Annotated in this window: 12 protein-coding genes; 10 read left to right on the top strand and 2 right to left on the bottom strand. The window is 34.5% G+C overall.

Annotated features, from left to right (window positions below; genetic code table 11):
- Nucleotides 1-137: 137 nt before the first annotated feature.
- The 3 genes from LO744_RS06925 (at nucleotide 138) to LO744_RS06915 (ending at nucleotide 6,387) form a co-directional block, all read left to right on the top strand.
- The gene (locus LO744_RS06925; RefSeq protein ID WP_230668339.1) at nucleotides 138-1,178 is read left to right on the top strand and encodes a sensor histidine kinase; all 1,041 of its coding nucleotides are present in this window, start codon (nucleotides 138-140) and stop codon (nucleotides 1,176-1,178) included.
- A gap of 4 nt (nucleotides 1,179-1,182) precedes the next feature.
- Complete coding sequence (locus LO744_RS06920) at nucleotides 1,183-1,914, top strand: LytR/AlgR family response regulator transcription factor (protein ID WP_230668337.1); 732 nt, start codon at nucleotides 1,183-1,185, stop codon at nucleotides 1,912-1,914.
- Between the two features lie 678 nt (nucleotides 1,915-2,592).
- A complete protein-coding gene (locus tag LO744_RS06915; protein WP_230668335.1) occupies nucleotides 2,593-6,387 on the top strand; it encodes a fibronectin type III domain-containing protein in 3,795 nt (1,264 codons plus the stop codon).
- A 424-nt stretch (nucleotides 6,388-6,811) separates the two neighbouring features.
- Here LO744_RS06915 and dnaK read toward each other — a convergent pair whose 3' ends face one another.
- Nucleotides 6,812-8,701, bottom strand: coding sequence for a molecular chaperone DnaK (gene dnaK / locus LO744_RS06910; protein WP_230668330.1), 1,890 nt, complete (start codon nucleotides 8,699-8,701; stop codon nucleotides 6,812-6,814).
- 378 nt (nucleotides 8,702-9,079) lie between these two features.
- Between dnaK and ppk1 the strand changes: the two genes are divergently transcribed.
- The 3 genes from ppk1 (at nucleotide 9,080) to LO744_RS06895 (ending at nucleotide 12,904) form a co-directional block, all read left to right on the top strand.
- Entirely contained in the window at nucleotides 9,080-11,152 is a 2,073-nt protein-coding gene (ppk1, locus tag LO744_RS06905) for a polyphosphate kinase 1 (protein WP_230668328.1), read from the top strand.
- A 292-nt stretch (nucleotides 11,153-11,444) separates the two neighbouring features.
- Nucleotides 11,445-12,329, top strand: coding sequence for a Ppx/GppA phosphatase family protein (locus LO744_RS06900; protein WP_230668327.1), 885 nt, complete (start codon nucleotides 11,445-11,447; stop codon nucleotides 12,327-12,329).
- 89 nt (nucleotides 12,330-12,418) lie between these two features.
- Complete coding sequence (locus LO744_RS06895; RefSeq protein WP_230668326.1) at nucleotides 12,419-12,904, top strand: transthyretin-like family protein; 486 nt, start codon at nucleotides 12,419-12,421, stop codon at nucleotides 12,902-12,904.
- Between the two features lie 102 nt (nucleotides 12,905-13,006).
- Here the strand turns inward: LO744_RS06895 and pdxR are convergent, their stop codons facing one another.
- On the bottom strand, nucleotides 13,007-14,449 hold the full coding sequence (gene pdxR, locus LO744_RS06890; RefSeq protein ID WP_230668325.1) for a MocR-like pyridoxine biosynthesis transcription factor PdxR: 1,443 nt from the start codon (nucleotides 14,447-14,449) through the stop codon (nucleotides 13,007-13,009).
- Nucleotides 14,450-14,538: 89 nt separating this feature from the next.
- On the opposite strand from pdxR, the gene LO744_RS06885 reads away from it, so the two are divergent.
- The 4 genes from LO744_RS06885 (at nucleotide 14,539) to LO744_RS06870 (ending at nucleotide 19,986) form a co-directional block, all read left to right on the top strand.
- Nucleotides 14,539-14,985, top strand: coding sequence for a GNAT family N-acetyltransferase (locus LO744_RS06885; RefSeq protein ID WP_230668324.1), 447 nt, complete (start codon nucleotides 14,539-14,541; stop codon nucleotides 14,983-14,985).
- A 47-nt stretch (nucleotides 14,986-15,032) separates the two neighbouring features.
- Nucleotides 15,033-15,764: a YggS family pyridoxal phosphate-dependent enzyme gene (locus LO744_RS06880; protein ID WP_230670500.1), complete on the top strand. Its 732-nt coding sequence runs from the start codon at nucleotides 15,033-15,035 to the stop codon at nucleotides 15,762-15,764.
- 244 nt (nucleotides 15,765-16,008) lie between these two features.
- The gene (locus LO744_RS06875) at nucleotides 16,009-19,065 is read left to right on the top strand and encodes a choice-of-anchor I family protein (protein WP_230668323.1); all 3,057 of its coding nucleotides are present in this window, start codon (nucleotides 16,009-16,011) and stop codon (nucleotides 19,063-19,065) included.
- A 108-nt stretch (nucleotides 19,066-19,173) separates the two neighbouring features.
- The gene (locus tag LO744_RS06870) at nucleotides 19,174-19,986 is read left to right on the top strand and encodes a hypothetical protein (RefSeq protein ID WP_230668321.1); all 813 of its coding nucleotides are present in this window, start codon (nucleotides 19,174-19,176) and stop codon (nucleotides 19,984-19,986) included.
- The last annotated feature ends 23 nt before the right edge of the window (nucleotides 19,987-20,009 follow it).

Raw genomic sequence — 20,009 nt, 5'->3', positions numbered from 1 at the left:
CAACAGTATGATAATGTGGACAAACAATTTTGAACATTATTTACTTGCTGTTCGTCAATGAATAATAGCCGTTGGTGTAAAAAAGAATATGCTGCTTATGAAAATATTTAACTTTACCATTCTATAAAACAAAACCATTGAAAAAATATAATTTTCTGAGAATACTGCTAAATCTTCTGTTTATCGTCTTTATATTTTCAGCTGCTGCAAGTAATAATGATAAAAATATTCCCTTAGGTTTTATTTTACTTTACAATATTCTACTCTTTTTTCCGGCATGGCTCAATACCTTTTGGCTTCTCCCCAGACTTCAACGAAATAAAAAAATACAATGGTACTGCGCTTCGGCAGTCGCTGTTATTATAAGTACAACATTCATATTGGGTCAATACCTACATTGGTTATACCAAAAGTTTGCAACTATAGAATTAATTGATTTTACTCCACTTGCAGCCACCTCTTCTACTCCAGCTGGTTTAGAAAAGTATCAATATTATTTCGATGCCTTACCTGGAATTATTATTGTGATGGGAATCATGGTTATTGGGTATGCCATTCAACAATTTTTATTAAAAATTAAAAAAGAAAGACAAATACAAACCCAACAAACTATTGCAGAACTTAGCTTATTAAAATCTCAAATTAGTCCCCATTTTCTTTTCAATGTACTGAATAGTTTGTATGCTTTATCTCTTAAAAAATCAGATGAAACTCCAAATGTAATTTTAAAACTCTCTGATATTTTGCGCTACTCTTTATATGAAGCACAAGAAAAAGAAGTATTTGTAACTGATGAAATACACATTCTGAATACCTATATCGATATTGAAAGAGTAAGAATGCCTGAAAATGCAACCATCACCTTTCATTACGAAAACGTAAAAGAATCTGTCAAAATTGCGCCTATGCTTTTATTGCCATTGATAGAAAACGCTTTCAAACATGGTACAGATTCTACCATTGGTCATTCATATATCAATGCTACATTAAGTTGCGACGATATTAGCCTTATATTTACCTGTGAAAATAGTTTTAAAGAATCGGTAAGGAAAGAACTTGGCGGAATTGGCATTGAAAACATCCGCAAACGTCTTCAATTGATTTACCCTTCTAAACATCAGTTTCAAATTGAAAAAAGGAATAATGTTTTTAAAGTAACACTTGAAATAAAATTATAGAGCAATGACGAAAATAAAATGTTTGGTCGTAGATGATGAAAAATTGGCTCAGGATGTCCTGATTCATCATATTTCAAAATTTGATATTTTGCAGCTAGAAGGTGTTTGTAATAACGTTTTTGAATTAATTGCTTTTCTCAATAAAAACAAAGACATCGATTTGATTTTTTTAGACATCAAAATGCCTGAAATTAACGGAACAGATTTCGTTACTCTATTTAATAATCCTCCTGCAATTATTTATACCACTGCCTACCATCAATATGCGCTAAATGCATTTGACCAAAGTGCTATTGATTATTTGCTTAAACCAATTTCCTTAGAACGTTTTGCAAAAGGCATCCAAAAAGCAACTCAATTTCTGAGCCCCATCCAGCAGAATCAAACGCTCATGACTTCAGAAAAAGTTGATGGTAGTTTTTACGTAAAAAGTGATAAACGTTTAATAAAAGTCAATCCTGCAGAATTAATTTATATCGAAGGAATGCGCAATTATATTAATTTACACACCGAAAATGGCATGATAATGATTCACGCCACCTTAGCTTCTTTTGAAGAAAATTTAAAGCACCTTACTCACATTTGTAGAGTTCACAAATCGTTTTTCATCAACCTCAATAAAATCAATTACCTCGAACAGCATGTCATTATACTAACCAATAAAAAAAGTATTCCTGTAGGACTCAGCTACCGCGAACAGTTTTATGATAAGTTAAAAATAATGCAGGTAAAATAGATTTAATTTTTTATCCTATTTGTAGATTTACTCAATTAAAATTAAGCAGAAATCTTAGAGCTTGTTTAGTTTTAAATGAAATAATTTATTTCGTAGATTTTGTCAAATAAGCAGATTAATTTATTCGTTTTTAATCGGTAAAATCTGCGAGAATTATATAAAAGCTGAGTAAAAAAAATCAAAAGCCAATCATACAGGATTTAAATTAATAAAACTTAAATAGACTTTTAATTTTAAATTATAAAGACTCATTAAAAAAGTATTTATTATTGTAAGTGAATTTAACCCAACCTGTTTTAATTCAAATATTTTCCCTAAATCAAATCTTGTTGTCCCCGTTTTCCCTTGCTTAAAAAGGCTAAAATCCAATTATCCAGTTTATATTTTCTTATGAGTTCCAGATTTCAGTTCTTTTTTGCAATTTAAAATTGCTGATTTTTTTTTCGGAATTCGTTTCTCAAAAAAATTTAAACAGATTTAATAATAAAAACCACTAAAATCTATACAAAAAAAGTAAATAATTCACTTTTTGGCATTAAAAAACAGAATACAGCGAACAATATTATCATTTTCACAATATTAATTTACAAAAAATAATTCATTCATTATATTCATGTTAGAAAATTAAAATTTTATAAAAAAAATAACTAATTTTGTTACTAATAAATAATTTAATATATGATTAAAACCTTTACTTCTTTATTACTTCTTTTGTGTTTTATTAATTTTGGTTTCATACCGCTGCTTCATGCGCAAGCTGCAACCTTACCATACACTCAAGATTTTAACACGAGCAATGACTTTACTTTGCTGAATGGAACCCAGGTCAATAAATGGGCATATGGTTCAGCGGCAGGTAATGCGGGAAATTCTATTTATATTTCCAATGATAATGGTACTACAAATAATTATACTAATACATCTTCAAGCGTTGTTCAGGTGTATAGAGATATTGTAGTTCCAACGGGTACCACAGCTACTTCACCAGCCACATTATCATTTGACTGGAGAGCGATGGGAGAAGCATGTTGTGATTACCTTAGAATTTGGCTAGTCCCTACTACTTTTACACCTACACCAGGAACACAAATTACTGCAGGGGCAGGTAGAATTCAACTAGGAGCGAACTTAAACGAACAAACTACTTGGCAAACTTACACCAATACAAACATCAACTTGGCAACGTTTGCAGGAGCTAATGTACGTCTTGTTTTTGAATGGAGAAATGATGGTAGTGTAGGTACTACACCTGCAGGTGCTATTGATAACATTAATATGCTGATTCCTACTTGTAGTGCACCTACTGCATTAGCTGTTAATACAATAACAACAACAAATGCTACGATTTCATGGACAGGCATCACCCCTGCTCCTGCCAATGGGTATCAATATTACATTTCTACAAGTTCTACACCACCAACTAGCACAACTATTCCTTCAGGTGCAAGTACCACAACGTCAGTTCTTTTAAATACACTCTCACCAAGTACTACATATTATTTTTGGGTTCGTGCAGTTTGCAGCGCAACAGATTCTAGTATATGGACTGCAGGTGGAGGGTTTTCAACTACGCAAATACCTGCTACCCTTCCTTACAACCAAAATTTTTCAACTCTAAATGATTTCGGTTTTATAAACGGATCTCAAACGAACAAATGGGTTTATGGGAATACTGTAGGGAATATACCTAGCTCTATTTATATCTCTAATGACAATGGAGTAACAAATAACTATACCAACACTTCATCAAGTATTGTTCAGGCTTACAGAGATATTGCAGTACCAACAGGAACAACTGCTGCATCACCTGCACTTTTATCATTTGACTGGCTTGCAATGGGAGAATCATGTTGTGACTACTTAAGAGTATGGCTTGTGCCCTCTTCTTTTACCCCAACAGCGGGTGCTCAAATTACAGCAGGCACAGGAAGAATTCAAATAGGAGGAAATTTAAACGCACAAACTGCATGGCAAACCTACCTAAATACAAACGTAAACTTAACAAGCTTCTCAGGAGCTACTGTACGTCTGGTTTTTGAGTGGAGAAATGACGGAAGTGTCGGTACTCCACCTGCAGGTGCTATTGATAATATAAATTTACTTATTCCTACCTGTAAATTACCTACAGCACCCGCAGTAGCTGCTATAACTTCAGCGACTGCCACCATAAGCTGGACAGCCACTGTACCGCCACCTGCGATAGGATATGAATATTATTTATCAACAAATCCTACACCTCCAATTGCGACGACACTCCCAACAGGAAACACGACTGCAACATCAGTTCCTTTAGCTGGGTTGACTCCTAATACAACGTATTATTGGTGGGTAAGAGCAAGATGTAGCACAACAGATGCGAGCATCTGGATTGGTGGGCCAAGCTTTACAACAACACAGATTCCGGCAACACTGCCTTATAGTCAAAACTTTACAGGAGGTAATGATTTAGGATTATTAAACGGAACACAGACAAATAAGTGGGTACGTGGTACTGCAACAGGAAACACTGCTCAATCATTATATATATCTAATGATAACGGTGTAACGAATGCATATTCTCACACGGCAACTACAGTACAAGCATTTAGAGATATTCAGATTCCGGCAGGAACTACAATTGCTTCTTTTTCTTTTGACTGGAAGTCTCAAGGAGAAAACAATTTGGATTATCTAAGAGTTTGGTTGGTACCAACTACTGTTATGCCTGTACCCGGAACTCAAATTGCTGCAGGTACAAATAGAATACAAGTAGGACAATACCAACTTCAAGGTACATGGCAAACATTTTCTAATACAAACTTAAACTTAACTGCATACGCAGGTGGTATAATGCGTTTAGTCTTCGAATGGAGAAATGACGGAAGCCTTGGCACACAGCCTCCGGCTGCAATTGATAATATTTTACTAAGAGTTTGTAATAATGCTACTCCTGTAGTGACAGTAGTACCAGCTTCTATTACCCATAATTCAGCAACGCTTACTTGGCCTCAAGATCCCGGAGGAGCTACTTATCAAATAAGATACAGACCTTTAGGGACGGGTAGTGCTTGGTTGCCAAACACTGGTCCTATTACTGTAACAGCAGGTACTTATACTTTCCCTTCCAACTTGTTACCATTCACTGATTATGAAGTGGAAGTTGCAGCAGTTTGTAATATTACGAATGTAGGATTATTCTCACATAGCGAATTTAAAACCAAATGTGACCCTACTCCTCCAAATGTGACAGTAACTAGTATTACCCCAACATCAGCTTTAGTAACTTGGAACCCGCTTGCAGCTGGTGCTACTTATGAACTACAGTGGAAAGAAGTTGGTACAGGAACATGGTTCCCCGTTACTACTCCGCAACCTCCTGCTAATAGTTACCTTCTTACAGGCTTAAGTTCATATAAAACGTATGAGGTTCAGGTAAGAAATAAGTGTATTGGATCTGGAACGTTTAACCCTTGGTCTACATCTCAAGTGTTTACTACGGTTAGAGTTTGCGAAATTCCGCCTCCAGGATTAACAATCACTCAGTTAAATCCTACATCAGCAGAAGTAGTTTGGAGTGCTTACACAGGTCCTGGAGCTACTAATAATTACATATTAAAATACAGAAAAGTTGGATTACCAGGCTGGACGACAATTAACGTAAGTAATAATACCTATACCCTTACAGGATTATTAGAACTTACGAAATATGAAATGCAGGTAGCAAATGTTTGTACGGGTACACCGGGTAACTTCACACCAGAGTACTACTTTACAACACCAACAGTTGTTTATTGCCCAATGCATTCAACAAACTTTGGTTCTGAATTTATTTCAAAAGTAACAGCGAAGCCAGCGGGTAAACCTCAGATGATTAATATTACAGCAGGTTCAGCTTATTCAGACTATACAACGGTTCCTACGAAGTTTATTGATATGGTTCAAGGTTCTGTAGGTAACCAAATTATAATTGATAAAACAATTAGCTCAGGTGCGAAAGCTGGAGTAGCCGTTTGGATTGACTTCAACAGAAACGGAGCTTTTGATCTTGACGAAAGGATTTTAGCAGATGGCCCTAATACGAATCCTACTGCAAGTGCTACCTTTACGGTACCTTCTAATGCTTTCTTAGGATCTACCAATAAATATGTGGTAATGAGAGTGGCAATGTCTAAAGACGCTATTCCTGTAAGTTGTGTAAGCTTTACTGATGGTGAAGTGGAAGACTATACAGTGAGAATCTCTCAATTGCCAACAGCAAATACTGTTAATCAAACAGATATTTTGATTTATCCAAATCCTGTTAAATCAATTTTAAATGTTAAGAATATCAGTAAAAAAGCGAAATATAACATTTACAGTGCAGCTGGTCAGGTAATCTCTAGCGGAGTAATCTTAAATAACAAGATTGACGTAAGCAGATTAATCAACGGTCTATACGTAATTGATATTGATGATATTCAGGGCACAGCTCAGAGAAAATTCATTAAAGAATAACCAATTAATTAAATAGAATAAGCTCTCAGAAATGAGAGCTTATTTTTTTATCGCATTAAAGTATTGATAAAAAGAGTATAGTTATTAAATTAAAGGATATTAAACAATTTAAGATGCATGTACTAGCCATTTACAATTCGGTAGTTTATGACAGTTTGTTATCAATAATTATTTCGGTTTCTTTAAGAATGTTATTTTTATTCTATGTATTCATTTTCGCTACCTGTAAATAATAAACTTTATGTCTCCTTTATTGTAATTATCATTTTTAATTCAAATGAATAAACTTCCTCACAAAATTGAATCTTATGGTGATTACTTCAATACTATTAAAGCAATGATAAAATAATTTTTCATTCAACTATCTAAAAAAAATCCCCAAGCGTAAGCTTGGGGATTCTTATTTATTATGACTCACTGAGTCTTACTTCACTTCTTCAAAATCAGCATCCTGAACATCTTCTGCTCCGTTTGCTTGACCTTGAGTTTGTTGAGCTCCTGCTTCAGCACCTTGGCCTTGAGCATACATTTCTTCTGTAGCTGCCATCCAAGCTGCATCTAAAACTTCAGTTTTAGCTTTTACTTCTTCTGCATTTTGAGCTTCGAAAGCAGTTTTCAATTCTGCATGAGCAGTTTCGATAGCCGCTTTTTTGTCAGCTGATAATTTATCACCAAATTCTGTCAATTGCTTTTCAGTTTGGAAAATCAATCCGTCAGCTTTGTTGAATACTTCAACCTCTTCTTTTCTCTTATTATCAGCTACAGAGTTTTCTTGAGCTTCTTTTTTCATTCTTTCGATTTCTTCGTCAGAAAGACCTGAAGAAGCCTGAATTTTAATAGACTGCTCTTTACCTGTACCTTTATCTTTAGCAGAAACGCTTAAGATACCATTCGCATCAATATCGAAAGTTACTTCAATCTGAGGAACTCCTCTTTGTGCTGGTGGAATATCTGTCAAATCGAATCTACCGATTTCTTTGTTATCGTTGAACATTGGTCTCTCCCCCTGTCCTACTCTGATGCTTACAGCTGGCTGGTTGTCAGAAGCTGTAGAGAATACTTCAGATTTTTTAGTTGGAATCGTCGTGTTCGCTTCAATTAATTTAGTGAAAACAGAACCCATTGTTTCGATACCTAAAGAAAGTGGCGTAACGTCTAATAAAAGCACGTCAGTTACATCTCCAGTTAAAACTCCACCTTGGATTGCTGCACCAATTGCTACAACCTCATCCGGGTTAACTCCTTTTGAAGGCTTTTTACCGAAGAATTTCTCAACTTCTTCCTGGATGATTGGGATTCTTGTAGAACCACCTACCAAGATTACTTCGTCGATATCTGAGATAGAAAGACCTGCATCAGAAAGCGCTTTTTTACAAGGCTCCATAGAACGTCTTACTAAGTCTGCAGCTAACTGCTCGAATTTAGCTTTAGTTAAAGTCTTCACTAAGTGTTTAGGACCAGTCGCTGTAGCAGTGATGTATGGAAGGTTGATTTCTGTTTGAGCAGAAGAAGACAACTCGATTTTTGCTTTTTCAGCTGCTTCTTTCAATCTTTGTAAAGCGATTGGGTCAGCTTTCAACTCAACACCTTCTTCAGCTTTGAATTCGTCTGCCATCCAGTTGATGATTACATCATCAAAGTCATCACCTCCTAAGTGCGTATCACCGTTTGTAGACAATACTTCAAAAACTCCATCTCCTAAATCTAGGATAGAAACGTCGAAAGTACCACCTCCTAAATCGTAAACTGCGATTTTTTGGTCTTTATTTGTTTTGTCCATTCCATAAGCCAAAGCTGCTGCTGTAGGCTCATTGATGATTCTTTCTACTTTAAGACCTGCAATTTCTCCAGCTTCTTTCGTCGCTTGTCTTTGAGCATCGTTAAAGTAAGCCGGAACAGTGATTACCGCTCTTGTTACTTCTTGTCCAAGATAATCTTCAGCAGTTTTCTTCATTTTTTGAAGAGTCATTGCAGAAATCTCTTGTGGCGTATATTCTCTGTCGTCAATTTTTACTTTTACGGTATCGTTTGGTCCAGCAACTACTTTATAAGGTACTCTAGAAATTTCTTTAGCATCTTCTTTAAAGTGTGTACCGATAAATCTTTTAATAGAATATACCGTTTTTGTAGGGTTAGTTACAGCCTGTCTTTTTGCAGGATCACCTACTTTTCTTTCACCATCTTCTGTAAACGCTACGATAGAAGGTGTTGTTCTTTTACCTTCAGCATTAGGGATAACTACAGCATCCTTACCTTCCATTACAGCAACGCAAGAGTTGGTTGTACCTAAGTCAATTCCGATTATTTTACTCATAATATTTATATTTTTTCTAATTTTTAAACTTGATTACACTCTCAGTTTCTCAATATCTGTACCATTAGAATTTTTGTGACAAATTGACAGTTTTTAAATATCAAAGTTTTAATATTGAACCTTTTTTTTATTTTTTGACGCCAATTTTAACTACTTTACTTAAACCATACTAAAGTTTTTTTTGTGTTAAATTATGTACGATTTGGCTCCAATTTACATATTTAGAATAAATAATCGTTATTTAAATTTAGTTTTCACCAGCACTTCTCTACTCCTTTCTTCTTTTTTCTTTCAACTAAAAATTTAATTAAGAATTAACTTTAAAATCTCATTAAAGAACAGTTTTATTAGTATTTTTGATAAACTATACACACAAATATGTCTTTACACTTTAATCCCAGAGATGTTACCTGGTTAGCATTTAACGAAAGAGTTTTACAGGAAGCAATGGACGAAAACGTGCCGCTTCATCTCAGAATTCGTTTTCTTGGGATTTTTTCTAATAATCTGGATGAATTTTTCAGAGTGCGTGTTGCAGGTCTGAAACGCGCCATGGATTTTAAAGAAAAAGTAATTGCCGAATCATTTTATCAGCCCCCCTCAAAAATTCTTCAGAGAATTAACGAAATTGTTATTACCCAACAAGCAGATTTCGATAAAACATGGAAAAAAATTCAGCTTGAAATGGCTGAGCAGAAAGTTTTCATTAAAACTTCAAAAAATATCACTGCCAAACAGAAAGAATTTGTAAGGCAATATTTTGACGAGGTGGTAGAAGCAAACGTCATCCCTATTCTCCTTCACGAAAATACACCCATGCCTTACATGAGAGACAAAAGTTTGTATCTGGGTGTTGCCATGAGAAAAAAAGACTGGAATTACCACAGCAACTACGCAATTATTGAGATTCCGTCAAGGTTTGTTGGGCGATTTGTACTCTTACCTACCGAAGACCCTGAAGAAAAAAACGTTATGTTGCTTGAGGATGTTATCACCTTCAATCTCCCACATATTTTTTCTTATTTCGGATATGATGAATTTTCTGCCAATGCTTTTAAGGTAACCAAAGATGCAGAAATGGATATTGATAACGACATCAAAACCAATTTTGCCGAAAAAATAGAAAAAGGCCTTAAAAACCGTAGAAAAGGAAAACCTACCCGTTTTGTTTTTGATAAAGATATGGATAAAGCAATGCTCGAATTGCTCATCCGAAAATTAAATTTAAGCAAAAAAGACAGCATAATTCCCGGGGGAAAAATTCATAATTTCAAACATTTTATGGATTTCCCAGATGTTATTGAATACACAAAAAAACCGGTAGAAAGAACTTCTTTTACCCATCAGGCTTTTGAGCATGGCGAAAGAATAACAGACGTTATTCAGAAACAAGATGTTTTGCTGAGCTTTCCGTACCACACCTATACTCCGGTTATTGATTTGTTGCGTGAAGCAGCAATGGATCCCGATGTAAAATCTATTCAGATTACTGCTTACCGTTTGGCGAGTAATTCGAAAATAAGCAATGCGCTAATTTATGCTGCCAGAAATGGCAAAGATGTGACCGTAATGCTTGAACTTCAGGCAAGATTTGATGAAGAATCGAATTTGATGTGGAAAGAAATGTTTGAACCTGAAGGAATCACTGTTTTAATAGGAATTCCTGACAAAAAAGTACACGCCAAATTGTGTATTATCAAAAAACGGGTACAAAACAAAACCCTGCAATATGGTTTTGTAAGCACCGGAAATTTTAATGAAAAAACTGCCAAAATATATGGCGACCATCTGATTATGACTTCTGACAGAGGCATTATGGCAGATATTAATAAAGTTTTCACAGTACTCAAAAAACCAAAAGAAGATTATCTCCCCGTTCTAAAGACTTGTAAAAAACTAATGGTTTGTCCGCAATTTATGCGCGAAAAAATCGTGCATCACATCGATAAAGAAATTGAAGAAGCCAAAGCTGGAAGAAAAGCAGAAATGATTATTAAAGCAAATTCTGTAAGTGACCGTGCCTTAATTATTAAAATGTACGAGGCTGCAGAAGCAGGAGTGGTGATTAAAATGATTGTAAGAGGAATTTATTGTGCCATTAATCAGAAAGACTTTAAACAAAAAATTAAAGCAATTAGCATTGTAGATGAATATTTGGAGCATGCAAGAGTGATGTATTTTTACAATAAAGGTTCTGAAGACATCTACATTTCTTCTGCCGATTGGATGAATAGAAATTTGGATTATAGAATAGAGGCAGCCGCAAAAATCTCTGATAAAAACCTCAAAAAAGAATTGAAAGATATTCTTGACATTCAATTAAAAGATAATGTAAAGGCGAGAATTTTAGACAAAAAACTGAGCAACGAGTACATCAACAATGGCGAAAAAGAATGCCGCTCGCAGATTGAAACCTATAAATATTTAAAAGCAAAAACTACAAAAAAATAGTTTGTGTAGAAGATAAAAAATTTTAGCTAATGATAATTTTTTTGAACCTTTAAGAGTATTCAATTTTTAAGGATAAAATAATAATTCAGATTCATTGAAGTAAAGCATTAAGTGAAATGCTTAAATCAGTTTATTGAGTCTTAATAATTGTTACTGAGCCAGCAGTTTTAATGATTAAAAAAGTTTAAAATAGCCACAGAAATCATCACAAATAATTTAATTTTGTATATTAAATATTGAGTAATACTCTATTTTAATTAAAAAACTGAATTTCAATAAAATACAATCAACAATGATTATTGCAGCGATAGACATAGGAAGTAATGCAGCCCGACTTTTAATCAATGAGGTAAAAATTCAACATGGAAAACCAGAATTTATTAAATTAAATCTTCTGCGCATCCCTCTGCGATTGGGAATGGATGTTTTTACTCTTGGAAAAATCGGTGAAGAACGAGAAAAAATGGTCATCGATTCAATGAAAATTTTCAGCGATTTGATGAAAATCTATAAAGTGGAACATTACCGTGCTTGTGCAACCAGCGCGATGCGTGATGCAGAAAACGGCACAGAAATCATTAAAATTGTAAAAGAAACTTCAGATATAGACATCGAAATCATTTCCGGGGACGAAGAAGCGACTTTGGTCTATGAAAACCATGTTGCAGAAGGTCTCGACACAGATTTTGCGTATCTTTATGTAGATGTTGGTGGCGGGTCTACCGAACTTACCTTTTACGAAAACGGAAAAATGGTCTACGAAAGGTCTTTCAACATCGGAACCATCAGATTGCTGAACGATTTGGTAAGCGAAGACAACTGGAAGGAAATGAAAGAGGAAATCCGTAAAAACATCAACAGTAAAAGACCTATTGTTGCCATTGGTTCGGGTGGAAATATCAACAAAGCCTTTTCCATGAGTAAAACCAAAGATGGGAAACCAATGTCAGCAACTTATTTGAAAAAAATCTATAAAGACATCAATGCATTGACCGTAGATGAAAGAATGAGTCTCTACAACCTGAGACAGGACCGTGCAGACGTTTTGGCACACGCTTTAAGAATTTTCAACAACGTGATGACATGGTCTGAAATCACCAGAATTTTTGTTCCTAAAATCTCTGTTGCAGATGGTTTGATTCACAATATTTATGAGAGGGTTTCAGGGAAGAAATAAACTGCTGAAAAATTTAATAAAAATCTTACGATAACTATGTTTATCAAAAATTATTAGCATACTAATGTATGTTAGCTCAATACATAAACATGAGTTCTATCTACTATTCCATGAAAAAACGTATTATAAAAATAATTCTTGCCTTTTTAGGAATTTTACTTCTCATACTTTTTATTCGTCCACAAAAAGTAATCTATGAAGCAAAAGTTTCAGGTAATATTGTGGATGAAAATGGAAAACCAATTCAAAATGCAACGGTTTCAAGAATTGAAGAAAAAAGATGGAAAAATAAAGAATGGGGCTATGAAGAACATTCAGAATTTAAATCTCAAACTGTAAAAACAGATAAAAATGGAAGCTTTTTTCTTGATGAAAAATCTAGAATAGATTGGTTTCACACCCCACTTGACTTACCTTTCGCCTGGTGTAATGCCGATTTTGAGGTTTCTAAAACTGGATATAAAACTTACAAAACGAAATTTGGAGAATATCAATCTTTTAAAAAAGAAAATTGCTATGCCTGTGAGCAAATTGAGTTTAAACCAAAAATAACTTTAAAAAACATCCGCAAATAACATAAATCTATTGTAATATTGGGTTTAGTTTTAAATTAAAACATTCGTCTACAAATCCTACCAATTCCCAAAATGTTGGATGATATTTCGCCAAACAAAAAATCAACACTTTATTAATATATCACTTATCTCATTGACTGCCAATCGTAATTCCTCTTCGTTCATTGAAGCAAAACCAAACCGGAATGAATTAAGCTCTGTATCCATTCTCACTATATTCAATTTTTTATTTGATTGTAATTTTTCAACATCAAATTCTTTATTAAATGTAATCCAAATAGCCATTCCTCCCGTAGGTAAAGTATAAGAGACATATTTATCTAATTTTTCGTTCAACAATACATCTAAAAAATCTCTACGCTGATGATAGATTTTCTTTGCTTTTTTAAGATGACGCTTCAGTTCGCCCTCTTTAATTAGAAAAGCCAAAGCATTCTGCATATACCCGTCGCCACTTACGTCTATTATTTTTCTGAAAGCTGTACATTGTTCGATGAAATTTTTGGAAGCTACCATAAATCCAATACGTAAAGCAGGGTCTAACATTTTAGAAAAAGAGCCTATATAAATTACATTTCCATTGTGGTTACCACTTGCCAAAGGTAAATAAGGCGATGATGTATAATGATAATCATAGTCGTAATCATCTTCAATAATTGCAAATGAATATTGTTGAGACAATTCCAGTAATTTCATTCTTCTTTCCACACTTAATGTTACCGTTGTAGGATAATGGTGGTGCGGAATAACATATACAGCAGTAATTTTTTTCTCTTTACATAGTTGCTCAATAGCTTTGGTGCCTATTCCGTTTTCGTCGACGTTGATTTCTATCAGATGAGCTCCTGTTTCTTCAAATGTTTTATTGGCAAGAGGATAATTTGGCTTTCCTACAATGATATTCGAGTTTGTATCAAGAAGTAATCGGGAAGCGAGATAAATACTCATTTGAGCTCCATGCGTTATCAGAATATTTTCAGCAGAAATATTTAATCCCCGTGTTTCATACAAATAATTAACCAGCGCTTCCCGAAGTTTAAAAGTTCCTTGCGTAGTTCCAATATTTGCATTTTTTATGGCATATTTATTTGAAGTATAAGACCGATAAGTTTTTAAAAGCTCATTAATAGGAGAAAGTCTTACATCAGGATGCCCATCATCAATAATTATCTCAGGAATAATAGCCGTATTATTTTTTTCAATAGGCTCTATGATTTTAAATGGAAGATTGAAATCATTCTCAAAAGATAAAATTTTCGCAGAAGTCCATTTTTGCGGTTTTAGTAAAGGGATATTTTCTGAAACGGCAATGTACTTTCTTGGAACAATAGTAACCCAATCTTGTGCATTCAATTCCTCATACCCTGCAATTACTGTTTTCCGATGAATATCTAATGTTTTGGCTAGTTCACGGCTACTTGGTAAATGGGTTCCTGCTTTTAAAGTCCCGTTTCTAATAGCATTGATAATCGATATAGCAATCTGTCTGTATACAGGAATTTTGCTTTCTTTTTCTATAATGATGATATGTTCGTATGGCAACATTCTGGACTACCTTTTATATATAAATTGGACTACAAATATAGTCCTGTTTGTAAATACTTTTGTCTTATCAATTAAAATATTTTTAAACAATGGAGTACGAAATCAAAAAAGTAAGTCTAAAAGATTTAGACAAAACAGCGGAGTTATTTAATCTTTATCGGGTTTTCTATCGTCAATCTGAGGATTACGAAAAATGCAAGAAATTTATTAAGGAAAGAATAGACAATGACCAATCATCTATTTTTGTAGTGTATGCAGGCGATACAGCAGTCGGTTTTATACAGTTGTACAAGCTATATCATTATATAAAATTAGCAAAACAATGGTTATTGAGTGACTTATTTGTACACCCTGATTACAGAGGTAAAGGACTTTCGGTAGCACTGATAGACCGAGCAAAACAATGGTGTGATGAAACTGGAGCTTGCGGACTCATGCTTGAAACCGAAAAAACAAACGACATCGGAAACAAATTATATCCACGTTGCGGTTTTGAATATGACGGCAATCACAATTATTACTATTGGTGGAAGTAAAACAAAAGGCGGGCTTAATCGGTTCCGCCTTTATTCATATCATTATTATGGACGAAGAAATAAAAAAAAACATTGCCATTATACAGGAACGAATAATTAATGCCTGCAAACAGAGTAATAGAAATCCTGATGAAGTAAAGCTGCTATTGGCAACTAAAACTGTACCTGCTGAATATATTAAAATTGCATTACAAACAGGATGTACCCTGATAGCTGAAAACAAAACACAGGAACTTAGAGAGAAATACCAATCCTTACAAGAAATTCCACACACCAATCATTTTATAGGACATTTGCAGACCAACAAAATCAAAGATATTTTGAAATACGACGTATCCTGTATTCAGTCGATGGACCGCTTCGATTTAGCCGAAAAATTACACCATCGATTACAGCTTGAAAACAAAACTATAGAAATTTTGATTCAAGTAAATACTTCAAACGAAGAAAGTAAATTTGGTGTTAATCCAGAAAATGCTATTGAATTGGTACAACAACTCGCACATTTTGAAAGCCTTAAAATAAAAGGCTTGATGACCATTGGCCTGTTTAGTACCGAAACTGAAAAAGTACGTCAATGTTTCCGTACACTCAAAGATATTCAGCAACAAATTATAACGCTAAATATCTTTAATGTGGAAATGCAAGAACTCTCAATGGGCATGAGTGGAGACTTGGAAACAGCTATCGCAGAAGGCGCAACGATTGTAAGAGTGGGTACAGCTATTTTCGGAAAAAGAATTCATCCCGATAGCTATTATTGGAATGAAAACAAATAAAATATTGCAGATAGCATCGGTTTGTTGAAATGGTCGGTTTGGGATTAGAATAGAAAGATTCGTTTCAAAATCCCATCATTTCAACAAATCCCAAGGACATCATCCAATTTCTAACAACAATAAAATTAACAATAACTTAAAAAATAACAATTATTCAATCAAATTATTAATCATTTCGTAAACTTCTATTAAAAGCCTCACAATGTTCAAGCCTCATTTTTGCACAAATCTATAATTGAGTAAAATGAAAAACAAATACTTTTTGAGAGGTCTATTGCCTATTGCTGCTTTATTTCACGGTTTAGCTTCCGGACAGAGCACATTAGTTCACTATTGGAATTTTAATAATAACGCTTCCGTTGCTGCCATCACAACACCTACTTCAACACTTTTAAACGGTTCTATCACTGCCACTTCTACAGGAACAGGAAGTACAGATACTTTTGTTGATTTTGCTGGTGGAACATCACAAAATTTTAATGTAAATAATTTAAATGCAAGAAACGGAGATGCTTCCGGAACACATTTGAGATACAATTATCCAATCAACGGAAATGTACAATTTAATTTGCCAACGACAGGATATAATAATGTTGTGGTGAAATTTTCTACAAGAAGATCAGGTTCGGGTGCAGGAAATCAAAATTGGTCTTATTCTTTAGACGGAACTACTTTTGTACCATATCAAACGGTTACTTCACAAGATGCCAATCCGCAACTCATAACATTTGACTTTTCGAATGTAACAGGAGTTTCAAATAACCCAAATTTCAAATTAAAAGTTGAATTTACACAAGGCGGTGGCGGAACTGTTGGAAATAACAGATTCGATAATTTTACACTAGATGCAACTTCTGTTGGCGGAACCGATACTACTCCACCAACAGTCGCTTATTTACCTGCAAACAATGTTAACAACGCCTCTACAACCATAAATCCTACGATTACTTTTAACGAAAATGTAAGATTAATTGATAACTCTGCGATTACTTCTGCAAATGCACAAAATCTTGTAGAATTAAGATTAAATAACGCAGCAGGAACAGTTGTTCCCTTTACGACGACATTCGCAAATAATGCAATCACAGTAATTCCTACAACAGCACTGCTTCCGAATCAGGCTTATTATTTGGCTTTAAAACCCAATATGGTTGAAGATACAAGTGACAACGCAGTAACTACAGCAACATCAAGTATTTTCACAACAGCAGGAACAAGCATTTCTTTAGATAAAACTTTAATTAAAGTCAATGAAAATGCAGGAACTTTGGCATTTAAAATAAATGTTAACAATCCTTCTAACGCAACGGTGAATCTGGTTGTAAAACCGGCCTCTTTTAACACCGCAAACAGCAGTGATTTTACATTTACAAGCCAAACCATCAATATTACACCTTCTACAACAAGTATTACGGTAAACATTCCTATTATTGATGATACTTTAGAAGAACAACAAGCCGAATATTTTGTTTTAGGGCTGGAAAATCCTGTGGGGACAACGATTACCGGAGACAACACTTCTACCGTTTACATTATCGATAATGATAAAGCTGCTCCGGTTCCTTCTAACCAAATTTCATTAAACTATATCGGAAGTTTTGATCCTTCCGGAAACAACAGCAGCTCTACAGAAATTGTAGTTCACGATGCTACAACTCAAAGATTATTTACGATAAGTTCTTTAACAGACGTTTTTGATATCATTAATTTTTCAAATCCGTTATCACCATCGGTAATCAACACTGTAAATATGGCTCCTTATGGCGGAATCACAAGCATCGCCGTGAAAAACGGAATCGTTGCTGTAGCTTCACCAAACGGAACCAATCCACAGCAAAATGGCTCTGTGGTATTCTTCGACATCAACGGAAGCTTCCTAAAACAAGTAACCGTGGGAGTTTTGCCAGACATGATTACCTTTACTCCAGACGGAACAAAAGTAATGACCGCGAACGAAGGCGAACCAAACGACGCGTATACGGTAGATCCGGAAGGCTCAATCAGTATTATTGATATTTCAGGTGGAATTAATAATTTAACTCAATCGAATGTTACCACACTCGGTTTCATAGGTTACAACAGTCAGGAAGCTGCATTTATCAGCTCTGGTGGAAGAAAAGTAAAATCAACAAGTACTTTGGCACAAGATCTTGAGCCGGAATACATTGCCATAAGCTCAGACAGCCAGAAAGCATGGGTTTCTTGTCAGGAAAACAATGGAATTATCGAAGTAAACCTTAGCAACAATACGTTAGGAAACATTTGGGGATTAGGTAAAAAAGACATGAATCTTCCAGGAAATGGTTTTGATGCTTCAGACAATAATGGTGAAATTCTTATTGCCAACTGGCCAGTAAAAGCTTATTACAATCCAGATGCAATGGCTTCCTTCAAAGTCGGATCTACCAATTATTTAGTGACAGCCAACGAAGGTGACGAAAAAGATTTAGGCGGATTCAGCGAAAGAACAACTGTCGGCGCCAACGGATACACTTTAGACGCTGCAGTTTTCCCGAATGCTTCTGTTTTAAAAGCTTCGCATAATTTAGGAAGATTCAGAGTGACCAATGTGAACGGAAACACAGATGGAGACACAGATTTTGAAGAAATTCATGCTTTAGGAGCGAGATCTTTCTCAATTTTCAATGCAGATACAAAACAATTGGTTTACGACAGCGGAGACAAGTTTGAAAGATACATCGCAGCTAACCATCCTTTAATTTTTAATGCTGATAACGAAGCCAACGGTGCCAAAAGCCGAAGTCGTGCAAAAGGTCCAGAACCTGAAGGGGTAACTTTAGGAACAATCAACGGACAAACGTTTGCCTTCATCACTTTAGAAAGAACCGGAGGCGTAATGGTTTATAATGTAACAGACCCAAACAATGTAACCTTTACAGATTACAAACATTCGAGATCGACTTCTGCATTTGGCGGAGACAACGGCCCCGAAGGAATTACGTATATTCCTCCCACAAATATGAATAACGGAAAAGGATACGTCATCGTTGCCAACGAAATCAGCGGAACGCTATCGATGTACGAAGTAATGCTTTCCCCAACATTAGCTACAGGTGAAACGAAAAAAGAAAAAGCTACTTTCAATATCTTCCCGAATCCTGTAAACAAAGGAAACACCTTATACTTCAACAGAGCTCAAGGTTACGAATTGTACGATATGAGCGGAAAACTTCTTGGAAAAGAGAAAAACACTTTAACCATCGACACTTCAAAACTAAACACCGGGGTTTATTCAATAAAAACTTCAGAAGGTGAAGTGAAGAGATTCATCGTGAAATAATTTTTTGACTTACTAATTTACTTTTCAAAGCCTCGGAATTTTTTCTGGGGCTTTTTTTGTAGTCTGGAAATTCATTAATTTTATCCCAAAACTATTATCGAAATACAAATGAACGAATCGGAAGTCACAAAATTATTTGAAGAGGCATACAAAGCAAAGACCGATAACAATTACTGGAATCAAATATTCGAACTTAGAAAATTTGTCACGGCAGAAATGATTTCAAAATGTTTTGAGCTCATCGATTCTGATGATTTAAAATCTAAGGAAATTGGAATTGATGTTTTATCACAACTTGGACAAGATAGAAAAGGTTTCGCAACACAAATGCTTGATAAAATTTTTGAAATTTTTGAAACATCTTCCGATGAAAAGTTAATTTCTAAAAGCTTGTTTGCTGTTGGCCACAACAACAAGTACATTAAAAATAAACATTTCAGTGTTTTAGAAAAATTTAAAATTTCTAATTCGACAGATATTCGATATGCTTTAACTTTTTCATTACTCGGAATTAAAAGAAAAGCAGCCATAAAAATACTTATAAAATTAGCACAGGATAAAAGTCTAAGAATACGTGATTGGGCAACTTTTGGCTTAGGAACACAAATAGAAACTGACACTAAAGAAATAAGAGATATTCTGTACAAAAATTCTTTATCAAAGAATGACCAAATCAGACAGGAAGCGATAAAGGGACTTGCAAATCGCAATGATGAAAGAGTTGAAGAACTAATATTATCTGAACTTCATAAGGAAAATTTCGGAACTTTATTTTTCGATACTTTACTCAATATTAAAAACGGTGAACAATATCTTCCATTCATTATAAATATTTATGAAAAATATAAAAATGATCAAGATATTAATACAGAATGGTTATCCGATTTAAAAAACTGTATTAAAGTCTTACAAGAAGTATAGTTTCAATTAGCTATAAAAAATAA

This window comes from Chryseobacterium turcicum, from assembly GCF_021010565.1.
In the GTDB taxonomy this organism is placed as follows: domain Bacteria; phylum Bacteroidota; class Bacteroidia; order Flavobacteriales; family Weeksellaceae; genus Chryseobacterium; species Chryseobacterium turcicum.
This window is presented reverse-complemented; position numbering and strand designations above follow the sequence as displayed.